Origin of the sequence: Novosphingobium sp., assembly GCF_049240505.1 — a bacterium.
Taxonomy (GTDB): domain Bacteria; phylum Pseudomonadota; class Alphaproteobacteria; order Sphingomonadales; family Sphingomonadaceae; genus Novosphingobium.
In genome coordinates, this window is the sequence record NZ_JBMLSM010000005.1 from 52,902 (window position 1) to 73,318 (window position 20,417).

Sequence of the window (20,417 nt, forward strand, 5' to 3'; positions counted from 1 at the left end):
GCAAATAAGCGGTCAGGCAGCGCAGACCTGCTGGATATAGGTCAGAGCTTCTGCTGAAGGCTTTGTCGGCTGCAGTTCCAGCCCGATCGTGCCGCGATAGCCAAGCCGTTCGAACATCGCCAAGGCCCCCGGCCAATCGAGTTCGCCCGATCCCGGTTCACCCCTGCCCGGTGCGTCTGCCACCTGAACGTGAACGACCTGGTGCATCGCCGCTTTCAGTGCGGTTTCGGGATCTTCACCCTCTACCACCGAGTGATAGAGATCGTAGAGTACCTTGACGCGCGGGTGATCGACCATATCGGCCACGACCACGCTGTCTGCCGTGGTGGAGCATAGCACGCCGGGATGATCGAAGCGGGTGTTTGCGGATTCGAGCAGGATGGTGACATCCAGTTCATCGGCAATCGGCACCAGCTTGCGCAAGGCATCGGCGAAGATGGCAAGCTGTACCGGGCGCTTCAGCCACGGCACGCCTCGGCCTGAAGTGACTACCACGTTTCTGCAACCCAGTGACTTTGCGGCCTGCGCCGCTTCACGGAACACATCGCAAAAGCCTTCGTGCGTAGCGGGATCGACCAGTTGCGTGACATAATCCGCCACGGTGCTGACCAGTTCGACGCCGTTTTCATCCAGCGCGCGTTTGATCGCTGCCAGATCGCGCCCTTTCAGCAGGAACAGTTCCACCTTGCGGAAACCGGCTGCTGCGGCTGCGGCGATGCGGTCCTCGATCTTCTCGCCCGCTTCGGTGAAGCCATATTCGAGATTGACGGAAAGGTCATAGGCCATCGCGATCAGGCCCCCCAAATGCGGCGGGCCATCGCCTGATGGCGGCGGACCTGTTCGAAGGCATCGCGCGTGTCATAGGCGTGGCCTTCCCATTCGGAAACCATCGTGCCGGTGAAGCCACCGTCCTTGAACAGCGGCAGAATCGTTTCGTAATCAATGGCTTCTTCGACCAGATCCTCGCTCACGCCATAGAACTTGCCGTGGATGTGGATGGTGCGATCAACCAGTGCGGCCCAGCTTTTGGGATCGTGGTTCGAAAGGATGAAGAAGGCCAGGCACGCGGCCTGAATGTGCAGCGGCGCGTGGCCGTGGGCCATGCCCCATTCGCGCAGGCGACCGGCCTTTTCATGGCTCATGCCATCTTCCAGCCAGACCTCTTTCAGCTTGTCGAGCAGGTCTTCCGATGCACCCTTTGCCCGCGCGGCATCGAGCATCGATTCCGGGATGCGGCTGGCGGTGCCGCCGAAATCGGGAATCCAGCCAAGATAGGGCGTGTTCAGCTTGTCATACATTTCGCCATAGGCCTGCACGGCAGGGTGGCCCGCCCACATCGGCGCGTGGACTTCAACGCCCATGCGGATGTCCAGTTCTTCGGCGTAAGGCGCGATTTCGGGCAGGAGATGCACCGGCAGCGCAAACTGATAGCGCACGAGCGAAAAGCCCATCTTCTTGGCGGAGCGCAGCTGGCGCTTGTGATATTCGACCAGCGCCGCGTCGTCGATCGGCTGCTGGCCGGGCTTGAGGAAGCGGTCCGAATTGATCGCGCATGAAACGGGGTTGAGGCCCGTCTCGGCGATCATCTGCTTGAATTTTTCGGCAAAGGCATCCGAAACGTCGGGGAATTCGCGAAAGTTCTGGAACCCGATGATCTCTATGTTCGGGCCAAGTCCGCGCTTGGCCACTTCGGTAAGCAAGGTGTCGAGTTCGAACTGGCGAGTCAGAAATTCATTGGTGAAGGAATAGAGCGTAACGCCGACCTGCGGGCCGGTTGAGGTAGTGGCCATCGTGGTGATCCTCTCTCAGGCAGCGACGGTAAGCGTGGACGTCTGCGGATTGGTCCGCTTCATGCCGGGGATGTAGGGCGGGCTGACGAAGAGGTTGAGCGAGACTTCGTGATCGCTGCCAACGTCCGCGGTGTGCGACGGCAGGATCAGGAACGCCGAATCGCGCACGAACCAGAACGTGTCGACCTTCTCGCCGTTTTCGGAAAGCGGCCACTGCTGCCCATCGTATTCGATGCGCGCGTCCGACAAATCCACAGCTTTCCCATCAATTTCCAGCGGTCCGACTTCGACCACCGAGAAGGGCAGCGACCGATACCACGGCAGGCGCATGGCCAGTTTCAGCCCGCCGCTGGTGGCGGCAAGCCCCTCTTCTCCGATAACCCGTTCGACTGGCAGCACCGTTGCTCTCCCGCTTTTACAATTAGAATATGTTTTCTAATCGTGGCTTGACACGCGGTCAAGCGCCCGGCAGATAAAAAACGAACTCTAGTTCTATTTTAATTTCGGGACAGGTGCCAAGGGGTCATGGCGGAATTCGATTACATCATCGTGGGCGCAGGTTCGGCAGGATGCGTGCTGGCCAACCGGCTCACTGCCGATCCCCGCAATCGCGTGCTGCTGATCGAGGATGGGGGCGATAACCAGCACCCGTTCATCAAGATGGCGGGCGGCTTTGTGAAGATCATGGGCAACCCTGAATTCTTCCGCGTGTTCCCGATGGAAGCGCGTCCGGGAATGCGGCCCGGCATCCATACCTATGGGCGCGGGCTTGGCGGGTCTTCCGCCATCAACGGCACCTGGTATCTCACCGGTATGCCAAAGGATTTCGATGGCTGGACGCAGCGCGGGCTGCCGGGCTGGGGCTGGGACGAGATCGCTCGCTGTTACGCCAGGTTCGAATCCTATCGCGAACCCGGCGCGCATCCGGGGCGCGGGCGCGATGGCGAATTGCAGGTTACCGCATCGACATATGAATCGCCGGTGTTCGATGCGCTGGCCGCCGGGTTCGGCACGCAAGGGATGCCCTGGCTGGACGATATCACCACGCCGAACACGCATGGCGTGGGGCGCAGCCAATATACGGTGGATCGCAAGGGCGTGCGCGAAAGCGCCTACAAGGCGTTCGTCATGCCGATCCTTTCGCGCAGCAACCTCACGATCGCGACGCACACGGCGGTCAGCCAAGTGCTGATCGAAAATGGCCGGGCCACGGGTGTGGTCACCGAAGCCCACGGCGAGGAGCGCATCCACACCGCTGCCGCAGAAGTGATCCTGTCGGCGGGCGTCTATGGTTCGCCGCAACTGCTCCAGCTTTCGGGCATTGGCGCAGGGGCCGATTTGCAGGGGCTGGGGATTCCGGTGGTCAGCGATCTGCCGATGGTGGGACGGCAACTGGCCGATCACACCAAGTTCGGCGTGTCGTTCGATCTGACCAACCATCCCGGCACCAACCGCGAATTCTTTGGCTGGCGGCTCTATCGCAATGCGATCCAGTATTTCCTGACCGGGACGGGTCACCTCGCCCGCGTGGGAATGCCGCTGACCGGGCTGATCGCCAGTGAGGGTGAAGACGCCGACTGGCCCGATCTGCAGGTTGCCGCTGCGCCGTTCGCCATGCGCACGGTAAACGAAATGGCCGCCCGCCCCGGCAGCCCCCTTACCCCCAACCCCGGCCTTACGTTCTCCGGCTACCACCTGCGCCCGCGCAGCCGTGGCAGCGTCCGGCTGACTTCGCCCCACTTCCGCGATGCGCCCGTGGTCGATCCCGCAATCTGGGCCGATCCCTATGACAAGGCCAAGAGCCTCGAACTCTTCCGCCTGTTCCGCGCGATTGCTGCGTCGGACCCGTTGAAACCTTTCATCGGCACCGAACGGATGCCCGGACCCGATGTGCAGGACGAAGACGCCATCACTGCCGAACTCGCCAAGATGGTCGAGGTCGGCCTGCACGGCACCGGCACCTGTTCAATGGGAACCGATCCCGCCACCTCCGTCACCGATGCGCGCGCCCGCGTGCATGGTGTGGGCGGCTTGCGCGTGGTGGACTGTTCAATCATGCCAACACCGGTTTCAGGCAACACCAATGGCCCCGCAATGGCCGTGGCCGAACGCGCGGCGGAACTGATTCTCGAAGACCGGCGCTGATCACGCCGAACTTGCGTCATCATCGTGAAACGTCAATCCTGCTAGGCGCGCGCATAAAGCCTGCTCGCCTTGAGGATTGACCACTATGGACCGCCGCACGTTCAACCGCAATCTTGCCGCTACCGCGTTCGGTGGCCTTGCAACGATGCTCGCAGGGTGCGCCGGTGCGGAACGCATGGCAGATGCGCCATCACGCCGCACGGTTGGCCCGCTGGTGCCCGATCCGGCAGGTATTCTCGATCTGCCGGCAGGATGGCGCTACACCATCATCTCGCGCATGGGCGATGCGATGGACGATGGCCATGTGGTGGGTGACAAGGCCGATGGCATGGGCTGTTTTGCCATTGCGCCGGGTAAAGTCGCGCTCGTGCGCAACCATGAACTTTCTGCAAAGGATGCCGCACGCGGTCCCTATGCAGACCGAACCGTAGAGCGCACCTTCGATCGCTGGCAAGGTGGCCGCGCCCTGCCCGGCGGCACATCCACGCTTGTCTATGACCTCAAGAGCGGGCGCGTGGAGGCCCAATACGCCTCGCTTGCCGGAACCATCCGCAATTGCGCAGGCGGGATTACGCCGTGGGGCACATGGTTGAGCTGCGAGGAAGATATGTCGCGCGCCGGGGCCAATCTTGGGCTGGATCATGGCTGGGTGTTCGAAGTGCCCGCCAATGGGCGCGGGTTGGTCGATCCGGTGCCGCTCAAAGGACTTGGCCGTTTCAACCACGAAGCTGCCGCAGTCGATCCTCGAACCGGCATCGTCTATCTGACCGAAGATCGCGAAGACGGACTGCTCTATCGCTTCGTGCCGTCCAGGCCGGGAGACTTGCGCGCAACCGGCAAACTTCAGGCGCTTGGCTTGTCGACCGGCGCGACAGACACCCGCAACAAGCAATCCGTGACCATGACGCGCAAAGAGGCGCTCAAAGTCCGCTGGATCGATCTGGATGGCACCGATTCCGCGAACGACGATTTGCGCCAGCGTGGACATGCCAAGGGCGCAGCCTTGTTCGCGCGCGGTGAGGGCATCCATTATGGGCAGGACGAGCTGTATTTCGTTTGCACATCGGGCGGAGCGAAGGGGCTTGGGCAGGTATTCCGCTATCGCCCGTCTACCGAAACGCTGGACCTGTTCTATGAATCTGCCGATCCTGCGGCATTCAACTTTGGTGACAATCTGACCATCGCACCGAACGGCGATCTGATCGTGTGCGAGGACCAGTACACCGATATTGTCGACAACCACCTGCGCGGGATTACCCCCGATGGCACGGCTTATGCCTTTGCGCGCTGCCGACGGCAGACCGAACTGGCCGGCGCCTGTTTTGCTCCCGATGGCAGCACGCTTTTCGTCAATCTCTATAGCCCGGCAATGACCTTGGCGATCACCGGACCGGGCTGGAGAGCCGATCACTCCTCGCCCGCATAAGGCCCCTTCCCGCCATCCGCGATCAACTGGTCGATGCGCTGGTCGATCACTGGCAGCGGCACCCCGCCCAGCGCCAGCACGGCATCGTGGAACGCGCGAATGTCGAACTTGCTGCCCAGCGCGGCTTCTGCCTTGCGCCGCGCGTCAAGGATGGCAAGCTGGCCCATGTAGTATGACAGCGCCTGCCCCGGCCATGAGATATAGCGGTCCACCTCCGTCTCGATCTCATGATCGGAAAGCGCGGTATTCTCGCGGAAATAGGCCTGAGCCTGTTCGCGGGTCCAACCCTTGGCGTGGATGCCGGTGTCCACCACCAGCCGCGATGCGCGCCATGCCTGATAACTGAGCATTCCGAAGCGGTCATAAGGCGTTTCGTACATCCCCATTTCCACGCCCAGCGTCTCGCAATAGAGCGCCCAGCCCTCGCCATAGGCTGACAGATAGGTGTCGCGACGGAACTTGGGCAGATCCTTGTTTTCCGCCGCCAGTGGCATCTGGAAGGCATGACCCGGCGCGCTTTCGTGCAGTGTCAGCGCCACTTGTGCATAGAACGGGCGCGATGGCAGGTCATAGGTGTTGACGAGATAGACCCCCGTCCCGCCGCGCCCGCTGGTGTAGAACGGCGCAATGTCATCCGGCACCGGCTTTATCGCAAAGCGGCTGCGCGGCAGGTGGCCGAAGTATTGCGATGCCTTCCCGTCAAACTGCTTGGCGATCCACGCTGCGCGATAAAGCAGCTCTTCCGGTTTCTTCGGGTAGAACTGCGGATCGGTGCGCAGATGGGTGAGGAAGGCTTTCAGATCGCCTTCGAACTTCACTTCACGCATCACGCCTGCCATCTCGCCACGGATGCGCGCCATTTCCGACAGGCCGATCTGGTGGATCTGTTCCGGCGTGCGGTCGAGCGTCACGTATTCGCGGATCTTCGATTGGTAATAGGCGCGGCCATCAGGCAGGTCGGACGCAGCGATGCCGGTGCGCGCCTTGGCAAAGTATTCCTTCTGCAGGAAGGCCAGCAAGCGCTGGTGGGCAGGAGTCACCCCGCCCGCAATCGCAGCGCGCGCTTCCTTGCGCAAATCCTCCTGCACTGCTGCCGGAATGGACGCAGGCAGCTTGGCGAAAGGCTGCCAGAACGGCGAACTTTCCGCATCCTTCGCCCCGGCCACTTGCGCCACCGCCACTTCGCGGCCTTTCAGCGTCACGCGGGGCACGGTGAAACCGCGCTTCAGCCCGGCGCGCATCTGTGCGATCTGCTGGTCGTAATAGCGCGGCAGTTCGCCCATCACTTTCAGATAGATGCGCGCCGCCTTCTCGTCCTTGAACGGACGGCGCGACTGGTCGATCAGTTCCCCCCAGAAGCTGCTGTCCGAATTGAACGGCATTTCGTATTCGCGATAGGACTGCGCATTGCGCAGTGCTTCGACCTGCCCCTTGTAAACCGCGTAATCCACGCGCCGCGCGGGCGATAGCTGATCAACCGGGATGGCCGCCAGATCGCGCAGCACGGCATCCCACTTCGCCAGCCTTGCAGCCTGCGCTACATCGGAAAGGTCGGGCAAACCTTTCGCGCCCTTCCCCGTTACATCTTCGAACGGGCCCTGCTGGGCTTCTCGCCATTCGTACTCGTCCTTCCATACAGCTTCGAACTGCGCGTCGGCGGGCGTTGCAGCGAGTGCGGTTGACCCGGCCTCGGCCGCTGATGAAACGCTTGCTCCCAAGGTGGATGCCCCCAGCAACAGGCTAGCCAGAAAACCCTTTTGCATCAGCCGTTTCGTCACGCACAATTCCCTTTTGCAGCGGGCTTTCCAAGCCATATGGCGAGGGGTAATGCGTTTGATGGCGGTCGGCAATCGGCCATGCCATCATGATACGAAGGGCGCAGCATGAAAGCCGCATCGGGCGCTTCTTGCGAACTGTCACTTTGGCTGGGCGTGCTTCTGCCAAAAGCCGCGCATATTGCGCAGCATGACACTCACCGGAAACATCGCACTCGTCACCGGCGCTGCCTCATCGGCAGGGCTGGGTTTTGCAACGGCACGCCTGATGGCACAGCGCGGGGCGCAGGTCTGGCTTACCGATATCGATGGGCAGGCCGTGCAGGCCCGCGCAGCAGAACTGGTGGCAGAGGGCCTCGTTGCTCACGGCATGGGCCACGATGTGACCAGCGCCGATGGCTGGCAGGCGGTGATCGCTGCTATCGAGGCAAAGCACGGGGCCGGACCGGACATCCTCGTTAACAATGCCGGCATCGCGGTGTTGCGCTGGACGCCCGATCTGGAACCCGCCGAATGGCAGCGCCAGATCGATGTGAACCTGACCAGCGTCTACCTTGGCTGCCGCGCGGTGCTGGCCGGAATGCGTGCGCGCGGGAACGGCGGGGCCATTGTCAACATATCGTCCGTCGCCGGGCTTGTCGGCATTCCCGGCGCTTCGGCCTATGCCGCCAGCAAGGGCGGCGTGCGCCTCTATACCAAAGCGCTGGCAATGGAATGCGCGCGCGAAGCCATCCGCGTGAATTCTGTCCACCCCGGCGTGATCTGGACCGATATGCAGCAGGTGGCGATCAAGGATAACCCTGACCAGTACGAGATCATCAATGCCTCGATCCCGGCGGGCAAGATGGGCGAACCCACCGATATTGCCGAAGCCGTGGCGTTCCTCGCCTCACACGCCGCGCGCTATATCACCGGGACCGAACTGGCCGTGGACGGCGGATTGACCGCACAATGACCGTCAGCCCAGCGGCTCCGAAGCAGGCAACCTCGGCGTGGCTGCCCATCGTCGTCCTCGGCGTCGGCGCGGGGTGCATCTCGGGGTTGCAGCCGCTGCTGCTTGATCTGCTGCTCAAGGCGGGCAAGCTCGATGTCGCGGCAATGGGCCTTGCCGCCACTGCAGAGGCCGCCGGGATGGCGCTCGCCGTCACGATTGCCGCGCTGTGCCTGCCGCTGCAGAACTTGCGCAAATGGGCGCTGCTGGCGCTTTGCGCGATGGCGCTCGCCAATGCCGGAACGATGTTCGGCAGCGGCAGCGCGATCATCGGCTTACGCTTTCTCAATGGCCTTGGCGCGGGCGTGCTGCTGTGGGTACTGGTCGGAATGCTCTCGCGCTCGGCAGAGCCTGCGCGGCTTTTCGCGATCTACGTCACCGCGCAATCTGTGCTTGGCCTGTGCCTTTCGCAGGCAATCAGCGGCCTGATCGCGCCTGCCTTCGGGCACGTCGGAGCCTATGGCCTGTTGCTTGGCCTCAATGCGCTGATGCTGCTGGCGGTGCCTGCAATGGCCGATGGTTTTGATACCGCCGCTCAAGGATCGCGGGGCCTTCCCGGTCTGCGCGCGATCATCGTGCTGCTGGCGATGACCGCGTTTCTGGCCGGGATCATGGGCCTGTGGGTCTATTTGCTGCCGTTGCTCGCAAATGCCGGTTTTGCCCCCGCCACTGCCGCCAGCGCGGTGTCAGTCGGCCTTGCCGCGCAGATCGCGGGCGGGTTGCTGGCTGCACTGCTCGGCGCACGCATAGGTGCGCGGACGGCATGGATCGTCGGCATCGTGCTGGCCATCGGCGCGATCATGCTGATGAGCGGCAGCGGTTCTGCTGCCGTCATGCTCGCGGGTGCGGGCCTGTTCGGCTTCGTCTGGATATTCGTGCCGCCGTTCCACATGCCTGCCGTTCTGGCTGTCGATCCATCGGGCCGTGGTGCGATGCTGGTAGGCACCGCGCAGCTCTCCGGCACAGTCGTCGGTCCGCTGGTGGCCGCGCCTGTTGTTGCTGCGAATGGCGTCTCTGCGCTCTGGCAGCTTTCCGGGGCATGGCTGTGCCTTTCGTTGCTGCTCCTGGCCGCAGCGCAATTTCAAAAGAACACTGTAGAGAGGATTCCGTCATGAGCCTGCGAGGCCCCATCCCCGCCCCGATGGACGGACGCGATCCGTCGCACCTGCGCGGCGACGCGATTACCGGTGACCGCTATTACTCTGCCGATTTCGCGCAAAAGGAATGGGACCACATGTGGACGCGCATCTGGCACATCGCTGGGCGCACGGCCGATATCCCGGAGGCGGGCGATTTCCTCGTCCACAATTTCATGAAGGAATCGGTTATCGCCGTCCGACAGGACGATGGCTCGGTCCGCGCGTTCTACAATTCCTGCGGCCATCGCGGGATGCGCATGGTGCATGATTCCAGCTCGGTCGATGCGTTTCACTGCCCCTATCACGGATGGAAATGGGGCATAAACGGCGTGCTGGAACACGCGCAGGATGCCGATGTCGATTTCAAGGCCGGCAACCCCTGTGGCAAGCTGAAGCTCAAGGAACTGCGCTGCGATGTGTGGGGCGGCTTCGTCTGGTACTCGATGTCGCACGACAGCCCGTCGCTGCTCGAATTTCTCGATCCGATGCCCGAACTCTACAAGAACTACCCGATGGACACGGCAGTTCGCGTGGCGTGGTATCGCATCGAACTGAACGCCAACTGGAAGTTCGTGACCGACAACTTCTCAGAAAGCTACCACACCCGCACCGCGCACCCGCAAGTGCCGCCGTGGATCGATCAGGACGTTGATTCCGCGCGGCATGAAATGTGGCCCAAGGGGCATGGCCGCACCGTTCAACCGATGCGCCCGTCGCTTTCCGATCGGCCCGAAGGCGGCGGCAACGCCATGTTCGAAGCCGAAATGGCCAAGTGGGATATCGATCCGGCCCGCTATGCCACCTATGAAGACTTCGCCGTGCAGGGCTGGCTTGATCTGAAAGCTGCCAAGCAGAAGCTGTGGCGCGAAAAGGGCTATCTCCACTACGAACACATGGACGATGAGGAAATCACCGACAGCCCGCACACGGTGATGTTCCCCAACGTGACCATCAGCTTCCTGCCCGACAACCTGATCCTGTTCCGCAGCGAACCACACGCCACTGACCCGGAAAAGTGCTATTTCGATCTGTGGTGCATGGCTTTCCCGGTCGAAGGGCAAAAGGAAGTCCAGTCGATCATGGCGGGCATGAAGCCGCTGCGCGAAGTTGCGGAATGTGAACACCGCGTGTTCGATGGCGGGCGCGGCATCCCTGAACTGGCAGGCCAGATCGTCTATCAGGACATGGAACTGGCCGAAGCGATGCAGGCCGGTATGCACTCACGCGGCTATACCGATGCCCACCTTTCCGATCAGGAAACCCGCATCCGCTTCTTCCATGAAGTGCTGAACGACTGGATCGCCGGGCGGCAATAGCCACCCTGCCCCAACCTGCATCAGCCCGGATACAAATCGGGACGCAATGGTGCAGGCGCGGCAAAGTGTTGCGACAGGTGCCCGCTATTCCCCTTGTCATCGACATGACGACAAGGGGAACAACCATGAGGAACTTTCTGGGTCTGGCACTGGCCGCAGCTACCGTGATCACGCTGGCGCTCGGCACGATCAGCGCCGCCACACCTGAGCCTGCGGTTTACGCAACCGTTGGAGAAGATCGCCCAGTGCGGCTTGGCAGCATGACCGTGACGGCCACCGCACTGCCGCCCGCGCCGCAGTGGGCCTGACGCAACGACATGCTCAGAAGAACTGCTTGCGCACGCTCAGCGTGATCGTGCGGCCCAACGGATCGCGATAGGCAGGGAGATAGGCGAAGGGCGTTGCGCCGGTTTCGTCAGTCACTTTCTGGCGTGTGTTGAAGATGTTGTCGATCGACAGGCTCACCCGCAATCCGCGCGTCCACGAATTCTGCGGCATCTGGCCCGGCTTCGGGACCGGGCTGTAGAAGGTGCGCAGCGAGAACGTCGCAAGATCGCCAAACCGCAGATCGGACGCGCTTGTCGCGCTGCTGTCGCTCACCCGCGTCGCGCTTTGCCATTTCCCGGTAAAGCGGAAGCCGATGCCGCGCTTCGCCGCGCCAAGCTGCAATTCCACCTGATGGCGCGATGTGCCCGATCCGCCGCCCAGCGATCCGCCATCCAGCAGGTCGATTTCGGGCAGGCTGCCATGCAATCGCACGGCATCGCTCAACTTGACCGTGTGGAACAGCGCAAGCGAGATCTGCCCCGCACCGGGACCGCCGCCCCCACCCGGCCCACCGGCACCAGGGCCACCTCCACCAGGGCCACCTCCACCAGAACCGCCGAAACCGCCTTCGCGACGGCCGCCACCCTCACCGGGAGGCGGACCATCGGGACCGCCACCGGGAGGGCCATCGCCAAAGCCGCGTGGCTCTTCCTGCCCCGCCGCGCGCCGCGCTTCGCGTTCGGCACGCATCCGTTCGAACATGGCGCGCATCTGGTCCTGTTCGGCCTGCGCCATTTTCAGGCGCTTCGTAAAGTTCACGCCCCAGCGGATTTCGCTCGTCCGCCGGGCTGCGATATTGATCGGGGTGGCATCCACGCTGATCAGCGCGCCATTGGCATCGCGCACGAAGCGGTCGGGAAATGCGGCTTCGGTTTCAGCGGTCAGGCCGCTGATCGATCCCACGCCGTTTGTCGTATCGCTGCGGGCATAGGATACCTGCAAGGTCAGGTTCTGCGATGCGATGGGCTTGAGCGTCAACCCCAGTCGCCAGTTGTCGCTCTGCGCGTTGCGCAAATCGGGATTACCACCCGATGTGCGCGTCACCAGCACGCTTTGCCCCTGCGTGAAATCGAACACCGGCACCAGCGGCGTAACGATGCGCGGCCCGCCAAGCTGCACCATCGATGGCGCGGTTTCCTCGCTGGTATAGTTCGCGCTGAAGCTGATGCCCGTGATCGGCGTCCAGTTCAGACCGCCGCCCCAGTTGGTCAGACTGCCGAAATCGGAAAGTTCGCGCTGTTCCAGATTGGCGTTGACCGAAAGGCGCCCGACGAACGGCGTGGTGCTGTTGAACAGCGGCGCGTCGATAGTGGCGGATATCAGTCCGGTCTTGCGGTCAAGATCGGCTCCCGGCGTCACGTTGGGGCTGCGGGTCTGTGCGCGATAGCCATCGATCGTGCCGCCCAGATGGGTCGAAAGCGTCACCTTGCCTGCGGGCAGGCGCAGCAGGGTGCCGTTGATCAGTAGATCGGCGTTGGCCGTATCGGTCCAGCTTTGCGCCAGTTCGGCAGGCGTGCCGCGCGCGGTGATGGTGCGGCCTTCAGTGCGATTGTAGCCCCCGGTCAGATTGGCATACCACTTGCCGAACTGTGCATTTACCGTACCGCCAAGCCGCATCGAAAGGTCGTCGGCGGTGCGGGTGAATGTGTCTCCGGTGCTGGACCGGCCCACCAGCGAATCCGACCGGTCAGTCACGATTTCGCCGTTCAGGCTGGACGATACCGTCGGCGAAAATGTCCGCGCATATGTCGCGCCAATGGTCAGCGTCTCACCGCCTGCGCGCAGGGATCGCCCGGTGGCGTCGCCACTGGTGGCGGAAATGCCCCGCTGGCTTTCCTCCAGCATATCGGCGTTTTCATATTTGACGTTCAGGTTCAGCCGGTGATCGCGCCGGATCGTCAGGAAGCCCGCATCACCCGTGGCCGTATTGGCATCGCCTTCGGTCGTGATCCTGTCCCGCCCCTCCAGCGTAAAGGCACGAAAGCGCTGGCGCAGAACAACGTTGAGGACTTTCTGGTTGGCCGAATAGCCATAGCGCAGCGCCACTTCTTCCGACAGGATTTCAGCGCGGGCAATCGCCTCTGCCGGGATCGATGCGATTTCGCGGAAGCTGGAAATGCGCCGCCCTTCCAGCAGCACCACGGGTTCGCCGCCGCGCGTGCTGGTGAGATAGCTGGAAAGTTCGGACAGCAATTCGCTGATCGTGCCAACACCCAGAGAACGCACATCGCCGCCATTGAACGTCAGTTCCGGCTCGGCATCGCCGATCACGCTGCCACGCGGGCGCTGTCCGGCTACCACGATTTCCTCTTCTTCTGCCTGTGGGGCGGCAGTTGCTGGCTGATTCTGTGCCCAAACCGGCGTGGTCAGGCAGCTACCGGTCGATAGCAGCATAATGATCTGAAACGTTTTTCTCATGGTCCCTCACGCAGTAATGGCAAATCAGCGATCCCTGGTCGATATTGCTAATGATTACTATTTGTGGACCCACTAACGATGGCGAGAGGCAGGTTCAGCCATTACTTCGTCGCAAATTGTCTCAGAATGTTTCTGGCGCGGAAAAACTGCGGCGCGCAACGAGCGCTGCACAAGGCAAAGGCTGCATCAGACATAGCTGGTTCCTATGGATTTATAGTGAGATCATATTTTTCATAACGGCTCTATTTCGCCATTACCGCGTGCAAGCCAGAACAGGCTGGGGAGTGGGAATTGAACGACCGGATTCGCGCGCTTGCCAACATATCAGCAAGCCACGCTGACCGTTCGTGCATGGGCAGCCGTATCGGCGTGTTCGGCCTCCTGCCTGCCGGAACGAGAGGATACAGGGCATGACAATTCTCATCCGCAATGTGCGGATTTTCGATGGCACAAGCCTGTCGGATCAAACCGGGGCGGTTCTCGTCGATGGCGATCGCATCGTGCGCGTTGCCACGGGCGATGGCGCGCTGGCAGATGATCGTGCGGATCAGGTCATCGATGGCAACGGCGGCACGCTGATGCCCGGCCTCGTCGATGCGCACACCCACCTTGCGCTGGGTTCCAGCGTCGAAGTCATGGGCCGCCCCGGCAATTTCCCGGATGAGGTTCTGGCCCTTACCGCTGCCCACTGCGCGCGGGTCATGCTCGATCACGGTTTTACCAGCGCCTATTCTGGCGGATCGTCTTCGCCCGGCGTCGAAATCGCGCTCAAGGCTGCCATTGATAAGGGCCAGGTGCCGGGGCCGCGCCTCGTCACGTCATCGTTCGAACGTCTGCCGGGCGGGATGCCGGGTATGCTGTTCAAGTTTCCGGGGCGCGATACGCGGGAAAGCAATCCTGCCGCCGTCACCCATTTCGTCGAGGAAATGGCCGGTATCGGCCTGCAGGCGGTGAAGTTCCTGCTCAACGGCGTCAGCGCGATGGACGCCGGGTCCAACATGAACGAACAGTTCTATGAAGACGAAATCCTCGCCGCCGGGGAAGCCGCGCGCAAGGCGGGCGTTTGGCTCACCGCGCATTGCTATACTGCCGATGCCATCAAGATTGCGATCAAGGCGGGCTTCCGCGTGATCTATCACTGCAATTATGCCGATGACGAAGTGCTCGACATGATCGAGGCTGCGAAGGACGACATCTTCGTCGGCCTTGCGCCGGGCATCGAGGAAGCAGACCGTGACCGTGCGCCGAAATTCGGCATGATGGCCAGTCCCGAACAGGTGGCCGAACAGGCCGCCGCCGTGGAACAGAAGATCCGCGTCGGACGGGAACTGCGCAAGCGCGGCGTGCGCTCTTTGCCGGGCGGCGACTATGGTTTTCCGCAGAACCCGGTGGGTCTGAACGCGCGCGATCTGGAACTGTTCGTCGAATGGTTCGGCTATACGCCTGCGCAAACGCTGCACGCGGCAACCGCGCTTGGCGGCGTGCTGATGGACATGGAACTGGGTCAGGTGCGCGAGGGCTTCCTCGCCGATCTCCTGCTGGTCGATGGAGATCCGACGCAGGACATATCGATCCTGAAAAACAAGGATAATCTTCGGATGATCATGAAGGGCGGCGCGCTCTACAAGGCACCTGCGGCATGATCGACGTCGCCATCATCGGTTGCGGCCCGGTGGGCGCGCTGGCGGCCAACCTGCTGGGAAAGCAGGGACTTTCGGTCGTCGTGCTGGAAAAGGAGGTCGATCACTACCCCCTGCCCCGCGCGGTCCATCTCGACCATGAAATGATGCGCCTGTTCCAGAGCGCGGGCGTAATCGATCGCGTGGAAGACGATATGATCGCCACCGATGGCCATCTGCACATTGGCGCCGACCACGGTGTGATCCGCTACATGGGCACCGTGGGCAAGCCGAAGCCGTTCGGATGGTCGAACGATTACTTTTTCTACCAGCCGGAATTCGAAGCGCACCTGCGCGATGCCTTTGCGCAGAACGGTGATATAAAACTGCTGCTGGGAGCCGAATTTTCCGCGCTGGAACAGCATGATAGCCACGTTACAGTGCGCTATTTCCTGAACAGCACCAAGATGCACCTAGAGCGCACAGAGCAGCACCTGGATGCACGCTGGGTCATCGCGGCGGACGGTTCGCGCAGCCCTGTGCGCAAATCGCTGGGCGTCAAGCTGGACGACCTCGATTTCGAAGAGCCGTGGCTGGTGGTCGATGCCGAAGTGGACGGCCCCGTCACCTTCCCGCCGCTGAAGGGCGTGCCCGAAGGTGCTGATCTGCAACGCCTTTCGGTAATGATGTGCGATCCTTCGCGGCCAGCTACTGTTGTGCCGGGCCGGCGCAACCACCGCCGCTGGGAATTCATGCTGCTTCCGCATGAAGACGATGCCGAAATGATGCGCGAAGAGAACGTCGCCGCGCTCGTCGGTGCGTGGATGAAGGACGTTCCGCACAGGATCGTTCGCGCGGCGACCTATCGCTTTCATGGACTGGTGGCCGAACAATGGCAGGTGGGCCGGGTGTTTCTGGCAGGCGATGCCGCGCACCAGACGCCGCCGTTCTTTGGGCAGGGCATGTGTCATGGCCTGCGCGATGTGGCCAATCTTGCGTGGAAGATGGCGGCCATCGCCAACGACGGCGCGGACGAGGCAATCCTTGAAACCTATCAGCCCGAACGCGATCCGCATGTGCGCGGGGTGATCGGCGCGGCAGTGGCGGCGGGGCGCTATATCTGCGAACTCGACCCGGCAAAGGCCTTGGCACGCGATGCGAACATTCGCGAACAAGCCGCGAAAAAGACGGGAGAAACTGCTGCCGATCTGATCCCGGCAATTGCCACCGGTTTCATCGCGCCAGGCACGGTCGCAGCAGGGGAACGCTTCATCCAGCCCGTGTTGTCCGATGGCCGCAAGCTGGACGATCTGGTGGGGCAAGGCTGGCGGCTGTTCGCGCGTGATGCCGACACCGAGGGTGCAATTGCCGCATGTGATCTTCCCGATGGCGGTGCTGTTCTGGCATGGCTGGACGCCAAAGGGGCCGAGGCCGTGCTGGTGCGCCCCGATCACTACGTTTTCGGCACCGGAACGCCCGCCGATCTGATCGCAGCGCGCGATGCGCTGCTGGGTTTCAAGCAGGAGATTGCGGCATGAGCCTGACCCTTTTTGCTGCACAGACCATCGTGGCTGCCACGCTGGCCGAAGCACGCAGCCGTTCGGCCAAGCCGCTCGCCGTGATCGTGATAGACGCGGGCGGACATCCGGTTGCCTTTGCGCGCGAAGATGGGGCAACGATGTTCCGCCACGATATCGCGCGGGCAAAGGCCGTGGGCGCACTGGGCATGGGCGATGACACCCGCGTGATCGCGGAGCGAGCAAAGGGTAATCCTGCGTTCTTTCAAAGCGTTACAGCAGTGGTTGGCGGCAACATCGCCTTTTCGCCGGGCGGCGTTCTGATCCGTCACGCAGGCGCGATCATCGGCGCAGTCGGCGTAAGCGGTGACACCGGCGATTGCGACGAGGAGTGCGCGATCGTGGGCCTTCGTGCCGCCGGTTTCAATCTGGAGAATGCAAAGTGAAGCTGCGCAGCATCGAACTGGCCCTGCCCGATCCCGCAGGCGCGGCGGCGTTCATGGTGGATATCTGGGGTCTTGCACCGGCAGAGGTACGCGAGGAAACGCATTACCTGCGCGGAACAGGCACATTTCCCTATCTGGTAGCCTTCGAAAAGTCTGACGAGGAGTTCGTGCGGTCGACCACCTTTGTCTGTTCGGATCAGGAACTGGCGGCAATCACTGCGCGGGTTGCCGAAAAGGGTTGGGCGGCAAAGCCGGTTACCTCAACCGATCCCGGCGATGGCACTGGCCTGCTGGTGGAACTGCCCGAAGGCACGATCCTGCGCTTTCTGGCGGGCACCACCGAAGTCGAACCCATCGAAGGCTTTGCCAAGGCGAGCAAGCGCGTGTCGCCAGTGAAGCTGACGCATGTCGTGTTCAACGCCGCCGATGCCGAGATGATGGGCCATGCCGTTGAAGACGTGCTGGATTTCCGGGTGTCTGACCGCACAAAGGGCATGGTCTTCGTGCGCTGCAACGACAGCCACCATTCCACCGCCTTTGCCCGCGCGGGCTTTTCCAGCCTGAATCACGTGGCGTTTGAAATGGACGATCTGGACGCGGTGATGCGCGGCATTGGCTGGATGCGCGACAATGGTTTTGCGCCCGCATGGGGACCGGGTCGGCACGGGCCGGGCGACAATGTTTACGCCTATTACATCGCGCCGTTCGGCCCGGTAATCGAATATTCGACCGCCGTGGAAAAGGTGCCGCTGGATTACGCAGCAGGCGAACCCGACGACTGGACATGGCCCGAACAGCGGATCGACCAGTGGGGCGTTTCGGACAAGGACTTTGCCGGTCTGCGCGTGGCCGAGGAGCGTTTCCGCTGCCGCCGCGACTGGCAGCCTCAAGACCTTGCAATTTGATCGACGGGCCTTTGTCGGTGGGGCGTCGGCAGCTCTGGCAATGAGCGGACGCGCGGCGGCACGGCCACCGGGAGAAAAGAGAATGACGCAATACATCAGTTTCCGCCGCCCTGACGGCAAGCCCAGCTTTGGCCGTCTTGATGGCGATACCGTTCACGATCTGGGGGCGCAGGGCGCTCCTGCATGGTTGAAGGATGTGCTTGGCGGCTATCTTTCGGCACTGGCGCCCACTGCCAGCTATGCCCGCGCCGATGTGCGCCTGCTGCCGTTGGTGCCCAACCCGGACAAGATCCTGTGCGTGGGCTTGAACTATGCCACGCACGTTGCCGAAACCGGGCGCGAACAGAAAGCATATCCGGCGATCTTCACCCGTTATGCCGACAGCCTGATTGCCGATGGCGAACCGCTGGTGCGCCCGAAGGAATCGGTGCGGTTCGATTATGAAGGCGAACTGGCCGTGGTGATCGGCAAGGGTGGCCGTCGCATTGCGCGCGACAAGGCGCTGGACCATGTGGCCGGCTATTCGGTGTTCAACGATGGTTCCGTGCGCGATTGGCAGCGCCACAACATCCAGTTCACGCCGGGCAAGACCTTCCCCGGCACCGGCGCGTTCGGCCCGGCGCTGGTCACGCCCGATGCGGTGCCAGACCTTGCCAGCCAGCGCGTGCAGACGCGCCTGAACGGGCAAGTGGTGCAGGATCAGCCGATCAGCGACCTGATCTGGGACGTGGCCTTCATCATCGAATATTGCTCGACCTTCACGCCCCTGGCTCCGGGCGACGTGATCGTGACCGGCACGCCCGGCGGCGTTGGGGACAAGCGCAATCCGCCGCTTTACATGAAGGCTGGCGACGTATGCGAGGTGTCGGTGGGCGTGATCGGCAAGCTGACCAACCCGGTGATCGACGAAGTGTGAACATCGGCCTGATTTCGTGATCGGTGAGGACGCGGCAGGAGGTCGAAAGGCTGGGGGGCTGCGTCCTCAAACGGTTTGGGACCGCTGACGCCGACGCCTTGTTCGTCACCCTGAACTTGTTTCAGGGTCCATTTCTCGACCCAGAGCCTTGGTCTGAATTGTGAAATGGATCCTGAAACAAGTTCAGGATGACGTTGGTGTCCTCCACGTTGCCAACAGGATAAACGTCGTCGCTCGAGATGCAGGCCAGAAGGAAGCGTGATGGATTTTGCCGCTGTTCTGAAGCGCGAAAGGCTGGTCAGCACGGGCATCAACCTGGTGCTGAGCGCGGCGTTCTTTCTTGCGGTGTTCGGCAGGACGAACCACACGCTGGCTTTGGCCGATCCCGATGGGTTCGCGCTGGATTTCCTGCCGCAAGGCGGGGCGATTGCGCTCATGGCTGCGCTGGTGCCATCGTTGCTGGTACGCAAGGCGTTGCGCAAGGGCGGCGTGGCGGGGCTGCCTTCCACAGGCGCAATTCTGGCGCTGGTAGCGCGGATGGTGGGGCTGGGGCTTTTGAGCGCGGTGCTGCTGGCGGCGGTCTGCCTGATCGGGCCTTGGGTGGCGATTGGCTGGGCACAGGCATTTGCGCTGAAGCTGGTCTACGGTGGCACGCTGGGCTTTGCGATCACGCATCGCGCACTGACCCGGCTTTACGGACAAGGATAGAGTAGCGATGGAACACGCCGTGCCGGTGAAAATTGCCGAAATGGGCCGCGAATTGGGACCGCAGGTGGTGGAAACGTGCCGCGCGCTCTATGCCGATACCCATGCCGCGCTGGGTGCGCGTGTGCCGGCACTCGCGATGGATTGCACCTATGGCCCGCACGAACGCCATCGGCTCGACCTCTATCGCACGAGCGCGACGAGTGACCTGCCTGTAGTGCTGTTCGTGCATGGCGGCGGCTTTCGCATGGGCGACAAGGCGGGCGGGGCCAATGTGGCGCGCGCGATGGCCGAAGCGGGATTCCTTGGCGCGGCGATGAACTATCGCCTGCTGCCCGATGCGCGCTGGCCGGAAGGTGGCGAGGATGTGGTTGCTGCCGTGGAATGGCTCCGCGCGAATTGTGCGGCGCATGACGGCGATCCGGCGCGGATCGTGGTGGTGGGCACCTCTGCCGGGTCGGTCCACATCGCCACGGCGCTGCGGCTGCGGCCTGATCTGCCGGTGGCAGGCGCGGTGCTGCTATCCGGTCTTTATGGTTACACGCCGCTGGATGAACGCGACGAACCTTACTACGGACCCGATGCCGATTATCCGCAGCGGATGCCGCGCGATGCGGTGGCGCAAACGGCGATTCCGCTGTTCGTGGCCTGCGCGCAATATGATCCGCAGCGCTTTCAGGCGGAGTTTCTGGGGCTGATGCAAGCGCGACTGGAGCGGCATGGCACGATGCCGGTCGGGATGATCGTGCCGGGGCACAACCACTATACGCTGGCGATGCACATTGGCGGCGAGGACCGGCGTTTGCTGGACGAGATTGTGAGGTTTGTTGAGGGCTGTTGAGCGCGTTTCAGCACCGCTCAACACCCCATCTTCACTGTAACTGCCATTGTCACCCCGGACTTGTTCGGGGGTCCATCTTTCGACCGAAACGGCAGTTTGCGGAGGAGAAATGGACCCTGAGACAAGCTCAGGGTGACGGGG

The 20,417-nt window shown here is 62.5% G+C and carries 18 protein-coding genes; 13 read left to right on the forward strand and 5 right to left on the reverse strand.

The window, feature by feature from the left end; all coding sequences use genetic code 11:
- Positions 1 to 12: 12 nt before the first annotated feature.
- The 3 genes from ACOVQ0_RS00465 to ACOVQ0_RS00475 are packed head-to-tail and all read right to left on the reverse strand — an operon-like array spanning position 13 to position 2,189.
- Positions 13 to 804, reverse strand: a complete 792-nt coding sequence (locus ACOVQ0_RS00465; RefSeq protein WP_421878632.1) for a TIM barrel protein — start codon at positions 802 to 804, stop codon at positions 13 to 15.
- The gene (locus tag ACOVQ0_RS00470; RefSeq protein WP_421878635.1) at positions 792 to 1,790 is read right to left on the reverse strand and encodes a sugar phosphate isomerase/epimerase family protein; all 999 of its coding nucleotides are present in this window, start codon (positions 1,788 to 1,790) and stop codon (positions 792 to 794) included. Before ACOVQ0_RS00470 ends, ACOVQ0_RS00465 begins: the two co-directional genes overlap by 13 nt.
- A gap of 15 nt (positions 1,791 to 1,805) precedes the next feature.
- Positions 1,806 to 2,189 (reverse strand): C-glycoside deglycosidase beta subunit domain-containing protein, encoded by a 384-nt coding sequence (locus ACOVQ0_RS00475; RefSeq protein ID WP_421878638.1) that lies wholly within the window; start codon positions 2,187 to 2,189, stop codon positions 1,806 to 1,808.
- 126 nt (positions 2,190 to 2,315) lie between these two features.
- Here ACOVQ0_RS00475 and ACOVQ0_RS00480 point away from each other — a divergent pair, with 126 nt between their 5' ends.
- Both ACOVQ0_RS00480 and ACOVQ0_RS00485 read left to right on the forward strand, forming a co-directional pair.
- Positions 2,316 to 3,935, forward strand: a complete 1,620-nt coding sequence (locus ACOVQ0_RS00480) for a GMC family oxidoreductase (RefSeq protein ID WP_421878641.1) — start codon at positions 2,316 to 2,318, stop codon at positions 3,933 to 3,935.
- An 85-nt stretch (positions 3,936 to 4,020) separates the two neighbouring features.
- A complete protein-coding gene (locus ACOVQ0_RS00485; RefSeq protein ID WP_421878644.1) occupies positions 4,021 to 5,361 on the forward strand; it encodes an alkaline phosphatase PhoX in 1,341 nt (446 codons plus the stop codon).
- On the opposite strand, the gene ACOVQ0_RS00490 is transcribed toward ACOVQ0_RS00485, so the two are convergent.
- On the reverse strand, positions 5,343 to 7,124 hold the full coding sequence (locus ACOVQ0_RS00490) for a DUF885 domain-containing protein (RefSeq protein WP_421878873.1): 1,782 nt from the start codon (positions 7,122 to 7,124) through the stop codon (positions 5,343 to 5,345). The genes ACOVQ0_RS00485 and ACOVQ0_RS00490 overlap by 19 nt on opposite strands.
- Before the next feature lie 202 nt (positions 7,125 to 7,326).
- Here ACOVQ0_RS00490 and ACOVQ0_RS00495 point away from each other — a divergent pair, with 202 nt between their 5' ends.
- The 4 genes from ACOVQ0_RS00495 (at position 7,327) to ACOVQ0_RS00510 (ending at position 10,890) form a co-directional block, all read left to right on the forward strand.
- Positions 7,327 to 8,091, forward strand: a complete 765-nt coding sequence (locus ACOVQ0_RS00495) for an SDR family NAD(P)-dependent oxidoreductase (protein ID WP_421878647.1) — start codon at positions 7,327 to 7,329, stop codon at positions 8,089 to 8,091.
- Positions 8,088 to 9,242, forward strand: a complete 1,155-nt coding sequence (locus ACOVQ0_RS00500) for a hypothetical protein (RefSeq protein ID WP_421878649.1) — start codon at positions 8,088 to 8,090, stop codon at positions 9,240 to 9,242. The genes ACOVQ0_RS00495 and ACOVQ0_RS00500 overlap by 4 nt, the downstream gene beginning before the upstream one ends.
- Positions 9,239 to 10,582, forward strand: coding sequence for an aromatic ring-hydroxylating oxygenase subunit alpha (locus ACOVQ0_RS00505; RefSeq protein WP_421878651.1), 1,344 nt, complete (start codon positions 9,239 to 9,241; stop codon positions 10,580 to 10,582). Before ACOVQ0_RS00500 ends, ACOVQ0_RS00505 begins: the two co-directional genes overlap by 4 nt.
- 125 nt (positions 10,583 to 10,707) lie before the next feature.
- Positions 10,708 to 10,890 carry a hypothetical protein gene (locus ACOVQ0_RS00510; RefSeq protein ID WP_421878654.1) on the forward strand — a complete coding sequence of 61 codons (183 nt, stop codon included), beginning with the start codon at positions 10,708 to 10,710 and terminating at the stop codon, positions 10,888 to 10,890.
- A gap of 13 nt (positions 10,891 to 10,903) precedes the next feature.
- Here the strand turns inward: ACOVQ0_RS00510 and ACOVQ0_RS00515 are convergent, their stop codons facing one another.
- Positions 10,904 to 13,327: a TonB-dependent receptor gene (locus tag ACOVQ0_RS00515; RefSeq protein ID WP_421878657.1), complete on the reverse strand. Its 2,424-nt coding sequence runs from the start codon at positions 13,325 to 13,327 to the stop codon at positions 10,904 to 10,906.
- A 410-nt stretch (positions 13,328 to 13,737) separates the two neighbouring features.
- Here ACOVQ0_RS00515 and ACOVQ0_RS00520 point away from each other — a divergent pair, with 410 nt between their 5' ends.
- From ACOVQ0_RS00520 to ACOVQ0_RS00550, 7 genes are all read left to right on the forward strand, one after another.
- Positions 13,738 to 14,970 carry an amidohydrolase family protein gene (locus tag ACOVQ0_RS00520; RefSeq protein ID WP_421878660.1) on the forward strand — a complete coding sequence of 411 codons (1,233 nt, stop codon included), beginning with the start codon at positions 13,738 to 13,740 and terminating at the stop codon, positions 14,968 to 14,970.
- On the forward strand, positions 14,967 to 16,484 hold the full coding sequence (locus tag ACOVQ0_RS00525) for a bifunctional 3-(3-hydroxy-phenyl)propionate/3-hydroxycinnamic acid hydroxylase (protein ID WP_421878662.1): 1,518 nt from the start codon (positions 14,967 to 14,969) through the stop codon (positions 16,482 to 16,484). The genes ACOVQ0_RS00520 and ACOVQ0_RS00525 overlap by 4 nt, the downstream gene beginning before the upstream one ends.
- Positions 16,481 to 16,909, forward strand: coding sequence for a GlcG/HbpS family heme-binding protein (locus ACOVQ0_RS00530; protein WP_421878665.1), 429 nt, complete (start codon positions 16,481 to 16,483; stop codon positions 16,907 to 16,909). Before ACOVQ0_RS00525 ends, ACOVQ0_RS00530 begins: the two co-directional genes overlap by 4 nt.
- Positions 16,906 to 17,814 carry a VOC family protein gene (locus ACOVQ0_RS00535; protein WP_421878668.1) on the forward strand — a complete coding sequence of 303 codons (909 nt, stop codon included), beginning with the start codon at positions 16,906 to 16,908 and terminating at the stop codon, positions 17,812 to 17,814. Before ACOVQ0_RS00530 ends, ACOVQ0_RS00535 begins: the two co-directional genes overlap by 4 nt.
- An 82-nt stretch (positions 17,815 to 17,896) precedes the next feature.
- The gene (locus tag ACOVQ0_RS00540) at positions 17,897 to 18,730 is read left to right on the forward strand and encodes a fumarylacetoacetate hydrolase family protein (protein ID WP_421878670.1); all 834 of its coding nucleotides are present in this window, start codon (positions 17,897 to 17,899) and stop codon (positions 18,728 to 18,730) included.
- 261 nt (positions 18,731 to 18,991) lie between these two features.
- Complete coding sequence (locus tag ACOVQ0_RS00545) at positions 18,992 to 19,438, forward strand: hypothetical protein (RefSeq protein WP_421878673.1); 447 nt, start codon at positions 18,992 to 18,994, stop codon at positions 19,436 to 19,438.
- 7 nt (positions 19,439 to 19,445) lie between these two features.
- Positions 19,446 to 20,276, forward strand: a complete 831-nt coding sequence (locus tag ACOVQ0_RS00550) for an alpha/beta hydrolase (protein ID WP_421878677.1) — start codon at positions 19,446 to 19,448, stop codon at positions 20,274 to 20,276.
- Positions 20,277 to 20,417 lie beyond the last annotated feature (141 nt).

Excerpts from the sequence above, each read along its gene's own strand:
- ACOVQ0_RS00470 (WP_421878635.1), bottom strand. The coding sequence starts at position 1,790 with ATGGCCACTACCTCAACCGGCCCGCAGGTCGGCGTTACGCTCTATTCC.
- ACOVQ0_RS00480 (WP_421878641.1), top strand. The coding sequence starts at position 2,316 with ATGGCGGAATTCGATTACATCATCGTGGGCGCAGGTTCGGCAGGATGC.
- ACOVQ0_RS00485 (WP_421878644.1), top strand. The coding sequence starts at position 4,021 with ATGGACCGCCGCACGTTCAACCGCAATCTTGCCGCTACCGCGTTCGGT.
- ACOVQ0_RS00490 (WP_421878873.1), bottom strand. The coding sequence starts at position 7,124 with ATGCAAAAGGGTTTTCTGGCTAGCCTGTTGCTGGGGGCATCCACCTTG.
- ACOVQ0_RS00495 (WP_421878647.1), top strand. The coding sequence starts at position 7,327 with ATGACACTCACCGGAAACATCGCACTCGTCACCGGCGCTGCCTCATCG.
- ACOVQ0_RS00500 (WP_421878649.1), top strand. The coding sequence starts at position 8,088 with ATGACCGTCAGCCCAGCGGCTCCGAAGCAGGCAACCTCGGCGTGGCTG.
- ACOVQ0_RS00505 (WP_421878651.1), top strand. The coding sequence starts at position 9,239 with ATGAGCCTGCGAGGCCCCATCCCCGCCCCGATGGACGGACGCGATCCG.
- ACOVQ0_RS00510 (WP_421878654.1), top strand. The coding sequence starts at position 10,708 with ATGAGGAACTTTCTGGGTCTGGCACTGGCCGCAGCTACCGTGATCACG.
- ACOVQ0_RS00515 (WP_421878657.1), bottom strand. The coding sequence starts at position 13,327 with ATGAGAAAAACGTTTCAGATCATTATGCTGCTATCGACCGGTAGCTGC.
- ACOVQ0_RS00520 (WP_421878660.1), top strand. The coding sequence starts at position 13,738 with ATGACAATTCTCATCCGCAATGTGCGGATTTTCGATGGCACAAGCCTG.
- ACOVQ0_RS00525 (WP_421878662.1), top strand. The coding sequence starts at position 14,967 with ATGATCGACGTCGCCATCATCGGTTGCGGCCCGGTGGGCGCGCTGGCG.
- ACOVQ0_RS00530 (WP_421878665.1), top strand. The coding sequence starts at position 16,481 with ATGAGCCTGACCCTTTTTGCTGCACAGACCATCGTGGCTGCCACGCTG.
- ACOVQ0_RS00540 (WP_421878670.1), top strand. The coding sequence starts at position 17,897 with ATGACGCAATACATCAGTTTCCGCCGCCCTGACGGCAAGCCCAGCTTT.
- ACOVQ0_RS00545 (WP_421878673.1), top strand. The coding sequence starts at position 18,992 with ATGGATTTTGCCGCTGTTCTGAAGCGCGAAAGGCTGGTCAGCACGGGC.
- ACOVQ0_RS00550 (WP_421878677.1), top strand. The coding sequence starts at position 19,446 with ATGGAACACGCCGTGCCGGTGAAAATTGCCGAAATGGGCCGCGAATTG.